A 16,261-nucleotide genomic window follows, 5' to 3' on the forward strand; every position below is an offset into this window, starting at 1 on the left:
TTCTTCCTCGCGTCGTCTCTCGATCGAGGGGGCTCAATGCAGAGCATCCTCCCTGAGCGCTTCCTCGCCAGTGGAGACGAAAGGAACCTGAACCCCGTGACCGATTCCCCAGCACCGTCGTCTGCGACGGGCACCCCCACCGACCTGAGCACGCTCAAGCTCGCCGACCTCCAGCGTCTGGCGACCGAGCGCGGCATCCCCGGTGTGTCCAAACTGCGCAAGGGAGACCTCGTGGCCGCCATCCAGAACAGCTCGCCGAACGACACCGCGAGCGACACCGTGACCGAGGCCGCCCCGGCGGCCGACCAGTCGGAGCAGACCGCCCCGGCGGCCGAGGGTTCCGCACCGCGCCGCCGCGGCTCGCGTCGTGCGACGACCGATACGGTGACGCCGCAGGCCGCCCCCGCAGAGTCGGAGCAGCCCGCGAGGGCCGAGAAGTCCGAGAGCGCCGCACCGTCCGAGAGCGCCGCGCACGCCGAGTCGGCTGCGCAGGCCGAGAAGGCAGCTGAGTCCGACTCGAGCGACAGGGCCGCGCGGTCCGAGTCGACCGACTCGTCCGAGACGGCGCAGAGCGACGACGCCGAGAGCGACGACGCCTCGCAGGGCGGCCGGGGTCGCGGTCGTGGCCGCAGCCGCAGTCGCGGTGGCGAGCGCTCCGAGGGCGACGACGCCGACGGCGGCGCGCGCGGCGGTCGTGGCCGTGGCGGCAATCAGAACCAGGGTGCCAAGGGTGGCCAGAACGACGGCGGTCAGCCGGACGGCAACCAGGGTCGCGGCAACCAGGGCAACCAGGGCAACCAGAACCAGGGCGGCAACAAGGGCCCCGAGAGGTCCGAGCGCGCCGATCAGGACTCCGAGGGCCGCGGGCGCGGCCGCGGCCGCGACCGCAAGCGCGGTCGGGGCCCCGGCGGCGACGACGCCGAGCCCGAGGTGAGCGACGACGACGTGCTCATCCCCGTGGCGGGCATCCTTGATGTTCTCGACAACTACGCCTTCGTGCGCACGACCGGCTACCTGCCCGGCCCGAGCGACGTCTACGTCTCGCTCGGCCAGGTCAAGAAGTACCAGTTGCGCAAGGGCGACGCGGTCGTCGGCGCGATCCGTCAGCCGCGGGAAGGCGAGAACCAGGGACGCCAGAAGTACAACGCTCTCGTGCGCGTCGACTCGATCAACGGTCAGACGATCGAGGAGGCCGCCGCGCGCGTCGAGTTCAGCAAACTCACCCCGCTGTACCCGACTGAGCGCCTGCGTCTGGAGACCGACCCGACGATGCTCTCCACGCGCATCATCGACCTCGTCGCGCCGATCGGCAAGGGCCAGCGGGGCCTGATCGTCTCACCGCCCAAGGCCGGCAAGACGCTCGTGCTGCAGGCGATCGCCAACGCCATCGCCAAGAACAACCCCGAGGCGCACCTCATGGTCGTGCTCGTCGACGAGCGGCCCGAAGAGGTCACCGACATGCAGCGCTCGGTCAAGGGCGAGGTCATCGCCTCGACGTTCGACCGGCCCGCCGAGGACCACACGACGGTCGCCGAGCTCGCGATCGAGCGCGCGAAGCGTCTCGTCGAGCTCGGCCACGACGTCGTCGTGCTGCTCGACTCGATCACCCGGCTGGGTCGCGCGTACAACGTGACGGCGCCCACGAGCGGGCGCATCCTCTCGGGCGGCGTCGACTCAGCCGCGCTGTACCCGCCGAAGCGCTTCTTCGGCGCGGCGCGCAACATCGAGGACGGCGGTTCGCTCACGATCCTCGCGACGGCGCTGGTCGAGACCGGCTCCAAGATGGACGAGGTGATCTTCGAGGAGTTCAAGGGCACCGGCAACATGGAGCTGCGCCTTTCGCGTCAGCTCGCCGACAAGCGCATCTTCCCGGCCGTCGACATCTCCGCCTCGGGCACGCGCCGCGAGGAGATGCTGCTCGGCACTGACGAGGTGAAGGTCACCTGGCAGCTGCGCCGCGCACTGGCGAGCCTCGACACCCAGCAGTCGCTCGACATGGTGCTCGGCAAGCTGCGCGAGACGAGCTCGAACGTCGAGTTCCTCGTCGCCGTGCAGAAGTCGCTGCCGGCGGCGGGCGCGCACAAGGTCGACTAGGCCGTGTTCGAGTCCGTCGACGCGCTCATCGCAGAGCACCGCGAGCTGCAGAATCAGCTCGCGGACCCCGCGGTGCACGCCGACCCGGCGAGGTCGAAGAAGCTCAACCGCCGCTACGCCGAGCTCAGCCGCATCGTGTCGGCGCACGAGCACTGGCAGCAGGCGGGGGAGGACCTCGCGGCGGCTCGGGAGCTCGCGAAGGAGGACGAGGCGTTCGCGGCGGAAGTGCCGGCGCTCGAGACCGAGCTCGTCGACCGCACCGAAAACCTGCGTCGTCTCCTGATTCCGCGCGACCCTGACGACGGCCGCGATGTGATCATGGAGATCAAGGGCGGCGAAGGCGGCGAGGAGTCGGCGCTGTTCGCGGCCGACCTGCTGCGCATGTACACCTACTATGCCGAGTCGCGCGGCTGGAAGGTCGAGCTGCTCGACTCGACGACGAGCGACATGGGCGGCTACAAGAACGTGCAGGCGGCGATCAAGTCGAGCTCGACCGACCCTGCCCAGGGCGTGTGGGCGAGCATGAAGTACGAGGGCGGCGTGCACCGCGTGCAGCGGGTGCCGGCGACCGAGTCGCAGGGCCGCATCCACACCTCGACGACCGGCGTGCTCGTGTTCCCCGAGGTCGACGAGCCTGAAGAGGTCGACATCAACCAGAACGACCTCAAGATCGATGTCTTCCGCTCCTCCGGCCCCGGAGGCCAGTCAGTGAACACGACCGACTCGGCGGTGCGCATCACGCACCTGCCCACCGGCATCGTCGTGTCGATGCAGAACGAGAAGAGCCAGATCCAGAACCGCGAGGCCGCCATGCGCGTCCTGCGCGCGCGCATCCTCGCGAAGCAGCAGGAGGAGCTGGATGCCGCGGCGAGCGACGCGCGCAAGAGCCAGATTCGCGGCATGGACCGCTCGGAGCGCATCCGCACCTACAACTTCCCCGAGAACCGCATCGCCGACCACCGCACGGGGTTCAAGGCCTATAACCTCGACGCGGTCATGAACGGGGCGCTCGGCCCCGTCATCGAGTCGTGCATTGCCGCCGATGAAGAGGCCCGCCTGGCCGCTCTCGGCGACGAGACGGCGTGAGCGGGCGCGACGGGGGCGTGACCGTCGGCCCCGCGCTCGCGACCGGTCTCGCGGGTGTGCGCGCCGACGCGATCGAGCGCCTGCGGGAGGCGGGCGTCCCGACTCCGGAGGCGGACGCCGACCTGCTCATCGGCCACGTGCTCGGCTGCAGCCGCGGCCAGGTGCAGGCGAAGGCGCTCATCGCCGCGCCGGTCGATGCCGAGCAGCGCATGATCATCGCCGAGTCGATCGAGCGCCGCGCGACCCGCGAGCCGGTGCAGCACATCACGGGGCGCGCGCCGTTTCGCGCGCTCGAGCTCGAGGTCGGCCCCGGCGTGTTCGTGCCGCGGCCGGAGACCGAGCAGGTCGTGCAGCACGCGATCGATGCCCTCGCCGCCGTGGCCTCGCCGCAGCCCCTCGCGGTCGATCTCGGTGCGGGCAGCGGTGCGATCGCTCTCGCTCTCGCCGTCGAGGTGCCGCACGCGCGGGTCGTCGCCGTCGAGAACTCGGCCGCCGCCTTCGTGTGGACGACCCGCAACGCGCGCCGCTGGGGCGACGAGCGGGTGCGCTGCGTCTTCGCCGACTTCGCGGATGCCCTGCCGGAGCTCGACGGCACCGTCGACGTCGTCGCCTCCAACCCTCCGTACATTCCTCGCGATGCGGTGCCGCGCGACCCCGAGGTGCGCCTCTTCGACCCCGCGCACGCGCTCTACGGGGGCGAGGACGGGCTGGATGCCGTGCGCGCCGTCTCGACGACCGCCCGGCGCCTGCTCCGCCCCGGCGGCACCCTCGTGCTCGAGCACGGCGAGCTTCAGGCCGCCGAGATCGCGGCGCTCCTGCGTGCCGACGGCTGGAGCGCCATCGCGCACCACCGGGACCTGCTCGGCCGCGACCGCGCGACGACCGCCCTGCGCTGAGCATCGCATCCCGCTTTTCCGGGGTATAGCGCGGTGATGTATTCGGCGCGCGGCCGACTATCGACCGTCGTTGCCCCTCGCCGACTTCGCCGACCAGATCAACGCTCCCGCGGCACGGCGGGGGATCGAGCGGGTTCGGGTCTTCGGCTCGACGGTTCGCGCAGAAGACCACTTCGACAGCGACATCGATCTCATCCTGTCGACTGGACCTCGCGTCGACCTCTTCGACCTGGCGCTGTTCGCGCAGGAGGTGCGCGCCTTGACCGGGTTCCCGGTCCACGTCGTCACAGACACCGCCGATTCTCCTCAGGCCGCCGAGGCGACACTCGAGGCCGTTGCACTATGAGCGACGCTGGCGACGCGCGTCGCTTCGTGCCGCGGCCACGAAGCGACATTGATCGACGCTCGCGCACGGACGCGCAGAATGTTCGCGACGAGCTGCTGCGTATCCTCCACCGGTGCGAGTCTGTCATCGAGGCGGGTCGCGAGTCGTTCGCAGAGGGAGCGCCTCACGACGACGTCGCGAGCATGGTCGTCATGAACGACGACCTCGTCTGGGCGGCAGTCACTGTTCGCATCCCGGCGATCTTGCTTGGTCCTCTCTCCGAGCACTGAGATCGCAGGGTAGCGTGCAGACATGAATCCAGTGGGTGTGATCGTCACAGCTGCCCTGTTCGCAATCGGAGTGCTGACGCTGGTTTTCGCTCGACAGGCTGCCGCTGCGAACCGGAAGGTGCTGGAGTCAGCATCGACGAATTCGTCCTTGAAAGCGGCGGAGCGATCAACGCCGGCGCAAATGGGAATCGCCGGCGGGGGAGCGTTGGTGATGTCGCTCACGGGCTTCTTGTACGGGATTCTCCCGCATCTTCTCGAGTGACTACGTCGCGTACGGATACTCCGTCGAACGCCCCTGGAACGTCAGGATCGCCTCGTTGCGCACGCGGCCGTCCTCGATCTCGATCGCGCGCCGGATGGTGTCGGACTCGGCCCACGACGCCGGACCCTCCATGACCGTGCGCAGGAAGGGCAGGAGCGCCTCGCTGATCTCCCACGTCGCCGAGTTCCACAGCAGCGAGGGGGTGTGATCCACCGCGTAGTAGTTCGTCGAATAGCCGACCGTGAACATCGGCTCAGCGAAGGAGGTCGGCCTCGCCCAGCTGAATCCCATGCCCTCGTCGATCGACACGTCGACGATGAGGCTTCCGGGGCGGAAGGCATCGAGGTCGTCGAGTCGCAGGTACGTCAGCGGCGAATTCGGGTCCTGCAGCGTGCAGTTGACGACGATGTCGTTCTTCGCCAGGTACTCAGGCAGGGCGACCGGTCCCTCTTCGGTGTTCACCGTGCTCGCGGAGGGCGAGGCGTCGTCATGCTCGAACTGCACGATGTCCACGGAGGGGATGGGTGAGCTGACGGCGGCGATATCCCGGTTCGTGAGCACCCGCACATCGTGGATGCCGTGGGCGTTCAGGGCAGTGACGGCGCCGCGCGCGGTCGCCCCGAAGCCGATCACGATCGCGCTGAGGCGACGACCGTAGTCGCCCGTCGAGCCGCACAACTGCAGGGCATGGATGACCGCGCAATACCCGGCGAGCTCATTGTTCTTGTGGAACACGTGCAGGCCGAAGCTGCCGTCGCCCCGCCAGTGGTTCATGGCCTCCCAGGCAATGAGCGTCAAGCGCTTGTCGATCGCCAGCTGCGTGATCGCGGGATCCTGAACGCAGTGCGGCCAGCCCCACAAGACCTGCCCCTCCCGACAGGACTGCACGTCTGAGGCCTGCGGCTTGGGCAGCAGCACGACGTCTGCGCGGTCGATCACCTCCGCCCGATCGAGCATGCCGCCCACGAGGGGCTCGAGTTCGGCATCCGCGACGCCGAAGCGCGCGCCGTAGCCGCGCTCGAGAAACATGCTCGCGCGCAGGTCCGCGTCGACGCGCTCGAGGTGCGCAGGGTGGATCGGCAGGCGTTGCTCATCGGCCTTGCGCGAGGTCGCCACCACACCGAGGCGCAGCAGCTCGGGGGAGGCATGGGGAGGGGTCATGTCTGAAGCCTAGGCTTCGGCGGGACGAGCACGTGCCAGACCCAGACCCAGACCCAGACCCAGGGCCGGTGCTAGGCGGCGGCCTCGCGCTCGGCGGCGAAGGCCTCTACCGCCGCGAGCATGCCGGTGGCATCGCGGTAGTGGTGCGCAGTGATGCCGAGCGACCGCGCGCCCTCCACGTTCTCGAGCCGGTCATCCGTGAAGAACGTCATCTCGGCGCGCGCGCCGTAGTGCGCCATGGCCCGGGCGAATACGACCGGGTCGGGCTTGCGCGCGCCGAAGAAGGCGCTCGCGTGCAGGTTCTCGCGACCCATGATCTCGACGAGCTCGCTGGCGACCTCGTGCAGGTGTTCGTGGATGAGGATGCCATTGTTGGTGAGCAGCGCGACGGTGCCGAGCTCGGCGGCGCGGCGCACTGCAGCCAGAGCCTCGGGCCGCGCTGTGGTCGTGTCGGCGCGGAACCGCACCCAGTCCTCGCGCGAGATTGCGGTGCCGATCACCTCGCACACGCGAGCGAGGTACTCGTCAGCGTCGGCGGGGTCGCCCGCCTCCGCCCGCCACTCGAGACCGTTGATCCACCAGCGGCGCCGCAGCTCGGCGAGGTCGTGCCCGCTGCGCTCCGTGACCGCCGCCATGCGCGCCCGCCAGTCGTAGTCGTACAACACATCATCCATGTCGAAGAGGAACAGCAGGCTCATGAGAGGGCCAGTCTGCCCTACTACGATGAGAGGCATCATGGCCACGGTCTACGACTGCTCGAACGAGAGCGAACTCCTCGACGGTCTGCGCGCCGCCCGCGGTGCGATCGGTCGTGGCGAGCTCGTGGTGCTTCCCACCGACACGGTCTACGGCGTCGCCGCAGACGCGTTTCGCGCCGAGGCCGTGCAGAGGCTGCTCGAGGCGAAGGAGCGTGGGCGGGATGCTCCGCCTCCCGTGCTCATTCCGGGCATCCCGACGCTCGCGGCGCTCGCCGAGACGGTGCCGGACGAGGTGACGGCGCTCGTCAAGGAGTTCTGGCCAGGGGGCCTGACGGTCGTCGTCGAGGCGCGCGAATCGCTCGCCTGGGATCTCGGCGAGACACGAGGCACCGTGGCACTGAGGATGCCCGACAACCGCTATGCGCTGAATCTGCTCGCCGACACGGGTCCACTGGCTGTCTCGAGCGCGAACATCAGCGGCCAGCCCGCCGCGCGCACCGTTGATGAGGCGCAGGCCATGCTCGGCGAGCGCGTCAGCGTCTACCTCGACGGTGGCCAGGTCGGGGCTCCCCCCGCAGAGGGCGCTGACCCGGGATCGACCATCGTCGACGCGACGAGCCTTCATCTCCCCGAGGGCAGGCTGCGCATCCTTCGACAGGGCGTGATCTCCGCCGAGGAGATCGCGCGCGTCGTCGGCACGGAGCGCGTGGCGTGACCTTCTACGTCCTCGTCGCGTTCATCGCCGCCGTGGTGAGCCTTGGTGCGTCGTGGGCGGTCATCCGGTTGAGCCACCGGTTCAAGCTGTACCCGGGCATCCGGGATCGCGATGTGCACACGACCCCGACGCCACGCCTCGGCGGGATCGCGATCGTCGCAGGAATCCTCGTCGCGCTCGCCGTCGCCTCCCAGATCAGCTGGTTCCGGCTCGTGTACGCCGACCCTTTCCCTCTGCTCGCGATCGTCGTCGGCGCCCTCGTCATGCTCGTCATCGGGGTCGTCGACGACCTCTACGATCTGGACTGGCTCACCAAGCTCGCGGGTCAGCTGCTCGTGGGCGGGTTCCTCGCCTGGGCGGGCGTGCAGATCCTCTCCCTGCCCATCGGCGGCATCACGATCCTCTCGCCCAACCTCTCCCTCATCATCACGGTGCTCGCCGTCGTGCTGGTGATGAATGCCGTCAACTTCATCGATGGACTCGATGGCCTCGTCGCCGGGGTCACCCTGCTCGCCGGGGGCGTCTTCTTCATCTACAGCTACCTGCTCGCCATCAACACCTCCCAGACCGCGTTCAACCTGGCCTCGCTGCTCATGGCCGTGCTGCTGGGAGCCGTCGCCGGGTTTCTGCCCTTCAACTGGCACCCCGCAAAGATCTTCATGGGAGACGGCGGGGCGCTCGTCGTCGGCCTCCTGCTCGCCGTCTCGACCGTCACCGTCACGGGGCAGATCAACCCAGCGGCCGTCGACGCCAACCAGCTGCTGCCCGCCTTCATCCCGATCCTGCTGCCGTTCGCGGTGCTGGTTGTGCCGTTGCTCGACTTCGGCCTCGCCGTGCTGCGACGTCTGCGCGCCGGCAAGTCGCCGTTCAGCGCTGATCGCAAGCACCTCCACCACCGACTGCTCGACATGGGCCATTCGCACCTGCACGCCGTACTCATCTTCTACGCGTGGACAGCCGTGGTCGCCATCGGCACTCTGCTCTTCATGTTCGTCGCGTGGGGGTGGGCGCTCGCTGCGATCATCGTCGGTCTCATCGCGTGCGCCTTCGTGACCCTGGCCCCTCTCACACGCGAGAAGCGCCGAGCCGTCGAGTCCTACGACGCCGACTCGCTCGAGGCGGAGGCAACGACGGACGACGACACCACCGCCCCCACGACCCCTGCGGAGACCCCCCGATGACCACCACACCCCCGCGCTCGAGCGCGGCTCCCGTCCTGCGGCTCTCGCTTCTCTACGGCGCCGCTCTCTTCGCCGCGATCGCCGTGGTCGGCAGCGTCGTCGGTGCCCTGGTGAGCGAGTTGCCCGGGCTCCTGAGCGGGCTCATCGGTGCAGGCATGGGGTTCGTCTTCCTCGCGGTGACCGCGGCGAGCATTCTGCTCGCCGACCGGATCACGAAGGGCGACCTCCTCTCACCCGTGTTCTTTGCTCTCGTGCTCGGCGCGTGGCTGCTCAAGTTCGTCGTCTTCCTCGTGCTCGTCTTCACGCTGCGCGAGGCCTCGTTCGTCGACCCCGTCGTGCTGTTCGTGACCCTCGTGATCGCCGTGCTCGGCGGTCTCGTCACCGATCTCATCGCCGTCGCACGGGGGCGCGTGCCCTACGTCAGCGACATCACCCTGCCCGGGGCACCGGAACGCTGACGACGATTCGGCCGCCCGCTCCAACTGTTGGTAGGGTGGAGGTATCGATGCCGATCGCCGTGTCATGACCCCGTGACACCCCGATTCTGGAGACTCCCCTGAGCGCTGCCGCCCTGACCCCGTTCCTGCCAGTGACGACCGTTGACGGTTCGGACGGGCCGGAGTTCAGCGGCCCCTCGATCGCAGACTTCTTCCCCCCGGCGATCTTCTTTGAGGGCAACGAGTTCTTCCAGATCGACCGCATCATGCTGCTCCGCCTCGTCATTGCGGGTCTGCTCATCCTCCTGTTCTGGCTGGGTACGCGCCGCATGCGCATCGTGCCGGGGCGCTTCCAGGGCACGATCGAGGTGGCGCTGGACTTCGTGCGCATCAACATCGCGGAAGATCTGCTCGGCAAGGTCGACGGCAAGCGCTTCCTGCCGCTTCTCACGACGATCTTCTTCCTCGTGCTCTTCTTGAATCTCACCGGCATCGTGCCGGGCATCAACATCGCGGGCACCTCGGTGATCGGTCTGCCGCTCGTGCTCGCCGCCGCCTCGTACCTCGCGTTCGTCTATGCGGGTCTACGCAAGCATCCGGTCGCGTTCTTCAAGAACGCGCTCTTCCCGCCCGGGGTTCCGTGGCCGCTCTACATCATCGTGACGCCCATCGAGCTTGTCTCCATGTTCGTCCTGCGCCCCGTCACTCTCACGCTGCGACTTCTCATGAACATGGTCGTCGGCCACCTCCTGCTCGTGCTGTTTTTCTCGGCCTCGGCCTTCTTCATGGTCGATCTCGGCGGCTGGTGGATCCTCGCCGGTGTCGGCACCCAGGCGTTCGGCATCGTGTTCACCTTTTTCGAGATCCTCGTCTCGCTGCTGCAGGCCTACGTCTTCACTCTTCTCACCGCTGTCTACCTCCAGCTCGCGCTGGCGGACGAGCACTAACAACGCAAGAGCCGGGCAGCCGCTCGGCTCGTCCCTCACCGGAAGGAAACACCCCTCGTGGACGCAAACACCGTTCTCGCCGAGATCAACGGCAACATCGCGACCGTCGGATACGGCCTCGCCGCCATCGGCCCGGCCATCGGCGTGGGCATCGTCGTCGGCAAGACGATCGAGTCGGTTGCTCGCCAGCCGGAGCTGCAGGGTCGGCTGACCGTTCTCATGTACATCGGTATCGCCTTCACCGAGGCGCTCGCGTTCATCGGTATCGCGACCTACTTCATCTTCGTCTAAGGCTCACTTCATGCTCACTGAACTCGTCATTGCGGCGGAACCGGGGGAGGCCGTCAACCCCCTCATCCCGGCGTGGTACGACATCGTCTACTCGATCATTCCGTTTGCGCTCGTCCTGCTGCTGTTCTGGAAGGTCGTCCTTCCTCGCATGCAGAAGATGCTCGACGAGCGCGCTGCCAAGATCGAGGGCGGCATCGAGCAGGCGGAGTCGGCCCAGGCCGAGGCCAAGGAGGCGCTCGAGAAGTACAACGCCATGCTCGCCGAGGCGCGCGCTGAGGCCGCGAAGATTCGCGAGCAGGCCCGGATCGATGGCGGCGCCATCCTCGCCGAGCTCAAGGAGCAGGCATCGAGTGAGGCGGCGCGCATCACCGCGACTGCGCAGGCCCAGATTGAGGCAGAGCGCCAAGCTGCTCTCGTCTCGCTGCGCTCCGAGGTGGGGTCGCTCGCGATCGACCTCGCGAGCGGTGTCATTGGGGAGTCCCTCGCCGACGACAAGAAGTCCACCGCGCTCGTCGACCGCTTCCTCGCCGACCTCGAGAAGGCTGAGTCTCAGAAGACTCAGAAGGCGGCGAAGTAGTCATGGGCTCTGCGACGCGGAGCGCGCTCGAGGCGGCGCGCACGGCTCTCGCCGACGCGACGGGCGTCGATCTGGCGACGGGGGAGCAGCTGCTCGCGGCGTCGCGCACGATCGGCACGTCGACGCAGTTGCAGAGTGCGCTCACCGACCCGTCAGCGTCGCCGGAGGATAAGGGAGCCCTGCTCTCGGCTCTCTTCGGCAGCCTCTCGCCCGCCGCGCTCGCACTGCTCACGGCCATGGCGCAGCAGCGCTGGTCGACGGCGGAGGAATTCCTCGCCGGGCTGGAGGAGATCGGCATTCGTGCTGTCGCGTCCTCCGCGTCGGCGGAAGCGGGTCTCGAGGCAGAGCTGTTCACCTTCGGCGCCGCCGTCGCGTCCGACGCGGGGCTTGAGCTGGCGCTCGGCAGTAAGCGCGGCTCCGCCGAAGGCAAGCGCTCCCTCGTCGAGAGTCTGCTCGCGGGCAGTGCGAGCCCGCAGGCGGTCGCGATCGCCGGCCACCTCGTGCAGCAGCCCCGAGGCCGTCGCATCGGTGAGCTCGTGCGCACAGGCGCGAAGATCGTCGCCGACTCCTTCGGCAAGGGCATCGCGACGGTGAGCGTCGCACGCCCGTTGAGCGACGACCAGCGCGCGTCGATCGGGGCCATGCTGCGAGAGCGCTACGGCCGCGACCACACCCTCAACCAGGTCATCGACCCCGCGCTCGTCGGCGGGGTCCGCGTTCAGGTCGGCGACGACGTGATCGACGGCAGCGTTGCTGCACGCCTGTCAGAACTCACACGTCGGCTGGCCGGCTAGGTCCGCTCGAGAACACCAGACGGAGCCCCGCAGAGCCGGGGCTGCGAACGAAAAGGGAAGAACATGGCAGAACTTTCGATCAGCCCGGATGAGATCCGCGACGCGCTCAAGAAGTTCGCGCGCGACTACGCTCCCGGAGCCGCCGCTGCGACCGAGGTCGGCCGCGTGGTCGATGCCGCTGACGGCATCGCGCACGTCGAGGGGCTGCCCGGCGTGATGGCCAACGAGCTCATCCGCTTCTCCGACGGCACGCTGGGCCTGGCCCAGAACCTCGACGAGAGCGAGATCGGTGTCGTCGTTCTCGGCGAGTTCTCCGGCATCGTCGAGGGCATGGAGGTGACCCGCACGGGCGAGGTGCTCTCCGTTCCCGTCGGTGACGGCTACCTCGGCCGCGTCGTCGACCCGCTCGGCGCGCCGATCGACGGTCTCGGCGACATCGCCGACGAGGGCCGCCGCGCCCTCGAGCTGCAGGCGCCGGGCGTCATGCAGCGCAAGAGCGTGCACGAGCCGCTCCAGACCGGCATCAAGGCGATCGACGCGATGATCCCGGTCGGGCGCGGCCAGCGCCAGCTGATCAGCGGCGACCGCCAGACCGGCAAGACGGCGATCGCGGTCGACACGATCATCAACCAGAAGGCCAACTGGGAGTCCGGCGACGAGAACAAGCAGGTGCGCTGCATCTATGTCGCCATCGGCCAGAAGGGCTCGACGATCGCCGCTGTCAAGGGTGCGCTCGAGGAGGCCGGCGCCATGGAATACACGACGATCGTCGCGGCTCCCGCCTCCGACCCCGCGGGCTTCAAGTATCTCGCTCCCTACACCGGCTCGGCCATCGGTCAGCACTGGATGTACGGCGGCAAGCACGTGCTCATCATCTTCGACGACCTGTCGAAGCAGGCCGAGGCCTACCGCGCCGTCTCGCTCCTTCTGCGTCGCCCGCCGGGCCGCGAGGCGTACCCCGGTGACGTCTTCTACTTGCACTCCCGCCTCCTCGAGCGCTGCGCGAAGCTCTCCGACGAGCTCGGCGCCGGGTCGATGACGGGCCTGCCGATCATCGAGACGAAGGCCAACGACGTCTCGGCGTACATCCCGACCAACGTGATCTCGATCACGGACGGCCAGATCTTCCTGCAGTCCGACCTCTTCAACTCCAACCAGCGCCCCGCGGTCGACGTCGGCATCTCGGTGTCGCGCGTCGGCGGCGACGCCCAGGTCAAGAGCATCAAGAAGGTCTCCGGCACGCTCAAGCTCGAGCTCGCCCAGTACCGCTCTCTCGAGGCCTTCGCGATGTTCGCCTCCGACCTGGATGCGGCGAGCCGTCGCCAGCTGTCGCGCGGCGCGCGCCTCACCGAGCTGCTCAAGCAGCCTCAGTACTCGCCCTACCCCGTCGAGGAGCAGGTCGTCTCGATCTGGGCGGGCACGAAGGGCAAGCTCGACTCGATCGCTGTGAGCGATGTGCTGCGGTTCGAGCGCGAGTTGCTCGACCACCTGCAGCGCAACACTGAGATCCTCACCACCCTGCGTGAGTCCAACGTGCTCGACGAGACGACCGAGGGCGAGCTCGAGAAGGCCATCGACGCCTTCCTCGAGGAGTTCCAGGGCGGCGGGACGGATGGCGTGCAGGCCGGCTCCGAGGAGTTCGACGAGACCGAGGAAGCCGACATCAACCAGGAGAAGATCGTGCGGAGGAAGCGCTAGAGCCCTGCTCGACACGCGACCGACTGCACGACGACACCTAAGGAAAGACGACACACATGGGAGCGCAACTTCGGGTCTACCGGCAGAAGATTCGTTCTGCCCAGACGACCAAGAAGATCACGCGCGCGATGGAGCTCATCTCCGCCTCGCGGATTCAGAAAGCTCAGGCGCGCATGGCCGCCTCGGCGCCGTACGCCCGTGCGGTGACGCGCGCCGTGTCGGCCGTCGCGACGTATTCGAACGTCGACCACGTCCTGACGACGGAGCGCGAGAAGCCCACACGAGCCGCCGTGGTCGTCTTCTCCTCCGACCGTGGACTGGCCGGCGCCTTCTCCTCGCAGGTCATCCGTGAGGCGAACGAGCTGCGCACTCTGCTCGAAGACGAGGGCAAAGAGGTCGTCAACTACCTCGTCGGGCGCAAGGCGGTGCAGTACTTCGCCTTCCGTCGCCGCGCTGCGGCCAAGGAGTGGACGGGCAACACCGATCAGCCGGAGTTCGCCACCGCCAAGGACATCGCCGACACTCTCGTCGACGCGTTCATCGCCGGCGGCGAGAGCGGTGAGGGCGTGGACGAGATTCACATCGTGTACAACCGCTTCGTCAATCTCGTCTCGCAGGTGCCGGAGATCGTGCGCGTGCTTCCGCTCGAGGTCGTCGACGGCGTCGAGGAGCCTGGCGACGCCGAGATCCTCCCGCTGTACGAGTTCGAGCCCGAGGTCGACCAGGTGCTCGACGGCCTCCTGCCGGTGTACATCGAGAGCCGCATCTTCAACGCCATGCTGCAGTCCGCCGCCTCGGAGCACGCTGCCCGCCAGAAGGCCATGAAGTCGGCGAGCGACAATGCCGACAAGCTCATCCTCGACTACACCCGACTGGCGAACAACGCACGCCAGGCGGAGATCACCCAGCAGATTTCCGAGATCGTGGGCGGCGCAGACGCCCTGAGCTCGGCTAAGTGAACGCGGCAAGGACGCGTTCACCAGTCAGCACAGTGCACTAGACACTTTCCAGACAGAAAGAGAGCTCATGGCTACCGCAACCAAGAAGAAGCCCGCCGAGGAGACCGCCGTGCACGGCGTCGGCCGCGTCGCCCGCGTGACGGGTCCCGTCGTGGACATCGAGTTCCCGCACGATGCGATCCCGGGCATTTACCACGCCCTCAAGACCGACATCACGATCGGTGAGGACACGACCACGCTGACCCTCGAGGTCGCGCAGCACCTCGGCGACGATCTGATCCGCGCTATCGCGCTCAAGCCGACAGACGGTCTCGTCCGCGGACAGGAGGTGCGCGACACGGGAGCCCCGATCTCGGTGCCCGTGGGCGATGTCACGAAGGGCAAGGTGTTCAACGTCATCGGCGAGGTGCTCAACGCCGAGCCCGGCGAGACCATCGAGGTCACAGAGCGCTGGCCGATCCACCGCAAGCCTCCTGCCTTCGACCAGCTCGAGTCGAAGACGCAGCTCTTCGAGACCGGCATCAAGGTCATCGACCTGCTCACCCCGTACGTGCAGGGCGGCAAGATCGGTCTGTTCGGCGGTGCGGGCGTCGGCAAGACGGTGCTCATCCAGGAGATGATCCAGCGCGTCGCGCAGGACCACGGCGGTGTCTCCGTGTTCGCGGGCGTTGGCGAGCGCACCCGTGAAGGCAACGACCTCATCATGGAGATGGAGGAGGCGGGGGTCTTCGACAAGACCGCCCTCGTCTTCGGGCAGATGGACGAGCCGCCGGGCACGCGTCTGCGCGTCGCGCTGTCAGCGCTCACGATGGCCGAGTACTTCCGCGACGTGCAGAAGCAAGACGTCCTGCTCTTCATCGACAACATCTTCCGCTTCACGCAGGCCGGCTCTGAGGTCTCGACGCTCCTCGGCCGCATGCCCTCTGCGGTGGGCTACCAGCCGAACCTCGCGGACGAGATGGGCATCCTGCAGGAGCGCATCACCTCGACGCGCGGTCACTCCATCACCTCTCTGCAGGCGATCTACGTGCCCGCCGACGACTACACCGACCCGGCACCCGCGACGACCTTCGCGCACCTCGACGCGACGACGGAGCTGAGCCGCGAGATCGCCTCGAAGGGTCTCTACCCCGCGGTCGACCCGCTCACGTCGACGAGCCGTATCCTCGACCCGCTCTACATCGGTGAGGACCACTACCGCGTCGCGACGACCGTCAAGCAGATCCTCCAGAAGAACAAGGAGCTGCAGGAGATCATCGCCATCCTCGGTGTGGACGAGCTCAGCGAGGAGGACAAGATCACGGTGTCGCGTGCTCGGCGCATCCAGCAGTTCCTCTCGCAGAACACCTACATGGCGAAGAAGTTCACCGGCGTCGAAGGCTCCACGGTGCCGCTCAAGGACACGATCGAGTCGTTCGACGCGATCGCCAAGGGCGAGTACGACCACGTGGCCGAACAGGCCTTCTTCAACGTCGGCACCATCAGCGACGTCGAAGAGCGCTGGGCGCAGATCCAGAAGGAGAACGACTAGTCGTGGCCGAGCTCACGGTGAGCGTCGTCGCCGCCGACCGCGAGGTGTGGTCGGGGGTGGCGAAGCAGATCGTCGCGCGCACCACCGAGGGCGAGATCGGCATCCTGCCCGGTCACGAGCCCCTGCTGGGCATCCTCGGCGCCGGCGAGGTGCGCATCACACCCACCGAGGGTGCCGTTGTGACCACCCGAGCCGAAGACGGCTTCCTCTCGGTCGAGAACAACACGGTGACGATCGTCGCGGGCGCGGCCGAACTGCTCTAGTGCACGGCCTCGCGATCGGGCGTACGCGCTTCGGTGCGATGGTGCGGCGCTTCTGC

19 protein-coding genes are annotated in these 16,261 nt (G+C 68.0%); 17 read left to right on the plus strand and 2 right to left on the minus strand.

Going from position 1 to position 16,261, the window contains the following annotated elements; translation table 11 throughout:
• Positions 1-36: 36 nt before the first annotated feature.
• From rho to RJQ01_RS05885, 6 genes are all read left to right on the plus strand, one after another.
• Positions 37-2,094, plus strand: a complete 2,058-nt coding sequence (gene rho / locus RJQ01_RS05860; RefSeq protein ID WP_350475846.1) for a transcription termination factor Rho — start codon at positions 37-39, stop codon at positions 2,092-2,094.
• A 3-nt stretch (positions 2,095-2,097) separates the two neighbouring features.
• Positions 2,098-3,180 (plus strand): peptide chain release factor 1, encoded by a 1,083-nt coding sequence (gene prfA, locus RJQ01_RS05865; RefSeq protein ID WP_350475791.1) that lies wholly within the window; start codon positions 2,098-2,100, stop codon positions 3,178-3,180.
• Positions 3,177-4,076 carry a peptide chain release factor N(5)-glutamine methyltransferase gene (gene prmC / locus RJQ01_RS05870; protein ID WP_502885231.1) on the plus strand — a complete coding sequence of 300 codons (900 nt, stop codon included), beginning with the start codon at positions 3,177-3,179 and terminating at the stop codon, positions 4,074-4,076. The genes prfA and prmC overlap by 4 nt, the downstream gene beginning before the upstream one ends.
• Positions 4,077-4,146: 70 nt before the next feature.
• Entirely contained in the window at positions 4,147-4,422 is a 276-nt protein-coding gene (locus tag RJQ01_RS05875; protein WP_350475792.1) for a nucleotidyltransferase family protein, read from the plus strand.
• The gene (locus RJQ01_RS05880; protein ID WP_350475793.1) at positions 4,419-4,691 is read left to right on the plus strand and encodes a hypothetical protein; all 273 of its coding nucleotides are present in this window, start codon (positions 4,419-4,421) and stop codon (positions 4,689-4,691) included. Before RJQ01_RS05875 ends, RJQ01_RS05880 begins: the two co-directional genes overlap by 4 nt.
• Before the next feature lie 22 nt (positions 4,692-4,713).
• Positions 4,714-4,953, plus strand: a complete 240-nt coding sequence (locus RJQ01_RS05885; protein ID WP_350475794.1) for a hypothetical protein — start codon at positions 4,714-4,716, stop codon at positions 4,951-4,953.
• On the opposite strand, the gene RJQ01_RS05890 is transcribed toward RJQ01_RS05885, so the two are convergent.
• Positions 4,954-6,114 carry a N(5)-(carboxyethyl)ornithine synthase gene (locus RJQ01_RS05890; RefSeq protein WP_350475795.1) on the minus strand — a complete coding sequence of 387 codons (1,161 nt, stop codon included), beginning with the start codon at positions 6,112-6,114 and terminating at the stop codon, positions 4,954-4,956. It lies immediately after the preceding gene.
• A gap of 71 nt (positions 6,115-6,185) precedes the next feature.
• Positions 6,186-6,851: an HAD family hydrolase gene (locus tag RJQ01_RS05895; protein WP_350475796.1), complete on the minus strand. Its 666-nt coding sequence runs from the start codon at positions 6,849-6,851 to the stop codon at positions 6,186-6,188.
• Between RJQ01_RS05895 and RJQ01_RS05900 the strand changes: the two genes are divergently transcribed.
• From RJQ01_RS05900 to RJQ01_RS05950, 11 genes are all read left to right on the plus strand, one after another.
• Positions 6,850-7,527 (plus strand): L-threonylcarbamoyladenylate synthase, encoded by a 678-nt coding sequence (locus tag RJQ01_RS05900; RefSeq protein ID WP_350475797.1) that lies wholly within the window; start codon positions 6,850-6,852, stop codon positions 7,525-7,527. The genes RJQ01_RS05895 and RJQ01_RS05900 overlap by 2 nt on opposite strands.
• Positions 7,524-8,708, plus strand: coding sequence for an MraY family glycosyltransferase (locus RJQ01_RS05905; RefSeq protein WP_350475798.1), 1,185 nt, complete (start codon positions 7,524-7,526; stop codon positions 8,706-8,708). The genes RJQ01_RS05900 and RJQ01_RS05905 overlap by 4 nt, the downstream gene beginning before the upstream one ends.
• On the plus strand, positions 8,705-9,166 hold the full coding sequence (locus RJQ01_RS05910) for a Cg1360 family ATP-synthase-associated protein (protein ID WP_350475799.1): 462 nt from the start codon (positions 8,705-8,707) through the stop codon (positions 9,164-9,166). The genes RJQ01_RS05905 and RJQ01_RS05910 overlap by 4 nt, the downstream gene beginning before the upstream one ends.
• 131 nt (positions 9,167-9,297) lie before the next feature.
• Positions 9,298-10,092 carry a F0F1 ATP synthase subunit A gene (gene atpB, locus RJQ01_RS05915; RefSeq protein WP_350475800.1) on the plus strand — a complete coding sequence of 265 codons (795 nt, stop codon included), beginning with the start codon at positions 9,298-9,300 and terminating at the stop codon, positions 10,090-10,092.
• A 57-nt stretch (positions 10,093-10,149) separates the two neighbouring features.
• Positions 10,150-10,383, plus strand: coding sequence for an ATP synthase F0 subunit C (gene atpE / locus RJQ01_RS05920; protein WP_055860391.1), 234 nt, complete (start codon positions 10,150-10,152; stop codon positions 10,381-10,383).
• A gap of 10 nt (positions 10,384-10,393) precedes the next feature.
• Positions 10,394-10,960 carry a F0F1 ATP synthase subunit B gene (locus RJQ01_RS05925; protein ID WP_350475801.1) on the plus strand — a complete coding sequence of 189 codons (567 nt, stop codon included), beginning with the start codon at positions 10,394-10,396 and terminating at the stop codon, positions 10,958-10,960.
• Positions 10,961-10,962: 2 nt separating this feature from the next.
• On the plus strand, positions 10,963-11,754 hold the full coding sequence (locus RJQ01_RS05930; protein ID WP_350475802.1) for a F0F1 ATP synthase subunit delta: 792 nt from the start codon (positions 10,963-10,965) through the stop codon (positions 11,752-11,754).
• Positions 11,755-11,817: 63 nt separating this feature from the next.
• Positions 11,818-13,452, plus strand: coding sequence for a F0F1 ATP synthase subunit alpha (gene atpA, locus RJQ01_RS05935; protein WP_350475803.1), 1,635 nt, complete (start codon positions 11,818-11,820; stop codon positions 13,450-13,452).
• A 56-nt stretch (positions 13,453-13,508) separates the two neighbouring features.
• Positions 13,509-14,411, plus strand: a complete 903-nt coding sequence (locus RJQ01_RS05940) for a F0F1 ATP synthase subunit gamma (protein WP_350475804.1) — start codon at positions 13,509-13,511, stop codon at positions 14,409-14,411.
• Positions 14,412-14,478: 67 nt separating this feature from the next.
• On the plus strand, positions 14,479-15,942 hold the full coding sequence (atpD, locus tag RJQ01_RS05945; protein WP_350475805.1) for a F0F1 ATP synthase subunit beta: 1,464 nt from the start codon (positions 14,479-14,481) through the stop codon (positions 15,940-15,942).
• A gap of 2 nt (positions 15,943-15,944) precedes the next feature.
• Entirely contained in the window at positions 15,945-16,205 is a 261-nt protein-coding gene (locus tag RJQ01_RS05950) for a F0F1 ATP synthase subunit epsilon (protein WP_350475806.1), read from the plus strand.
• Positions 16,206-16,261 lie beyond the last annotated feature (56 nt).

Origin of the sequence: Microcella sp. (genome assembly GCF_040286215.1) — a bacterium.
In the GTDB taxonomy this organism is placed as follows: Bacteria; Actinomycetota; Actinomycetes; order Actinomycetales; family Microbacteriaceae; genus Microcella.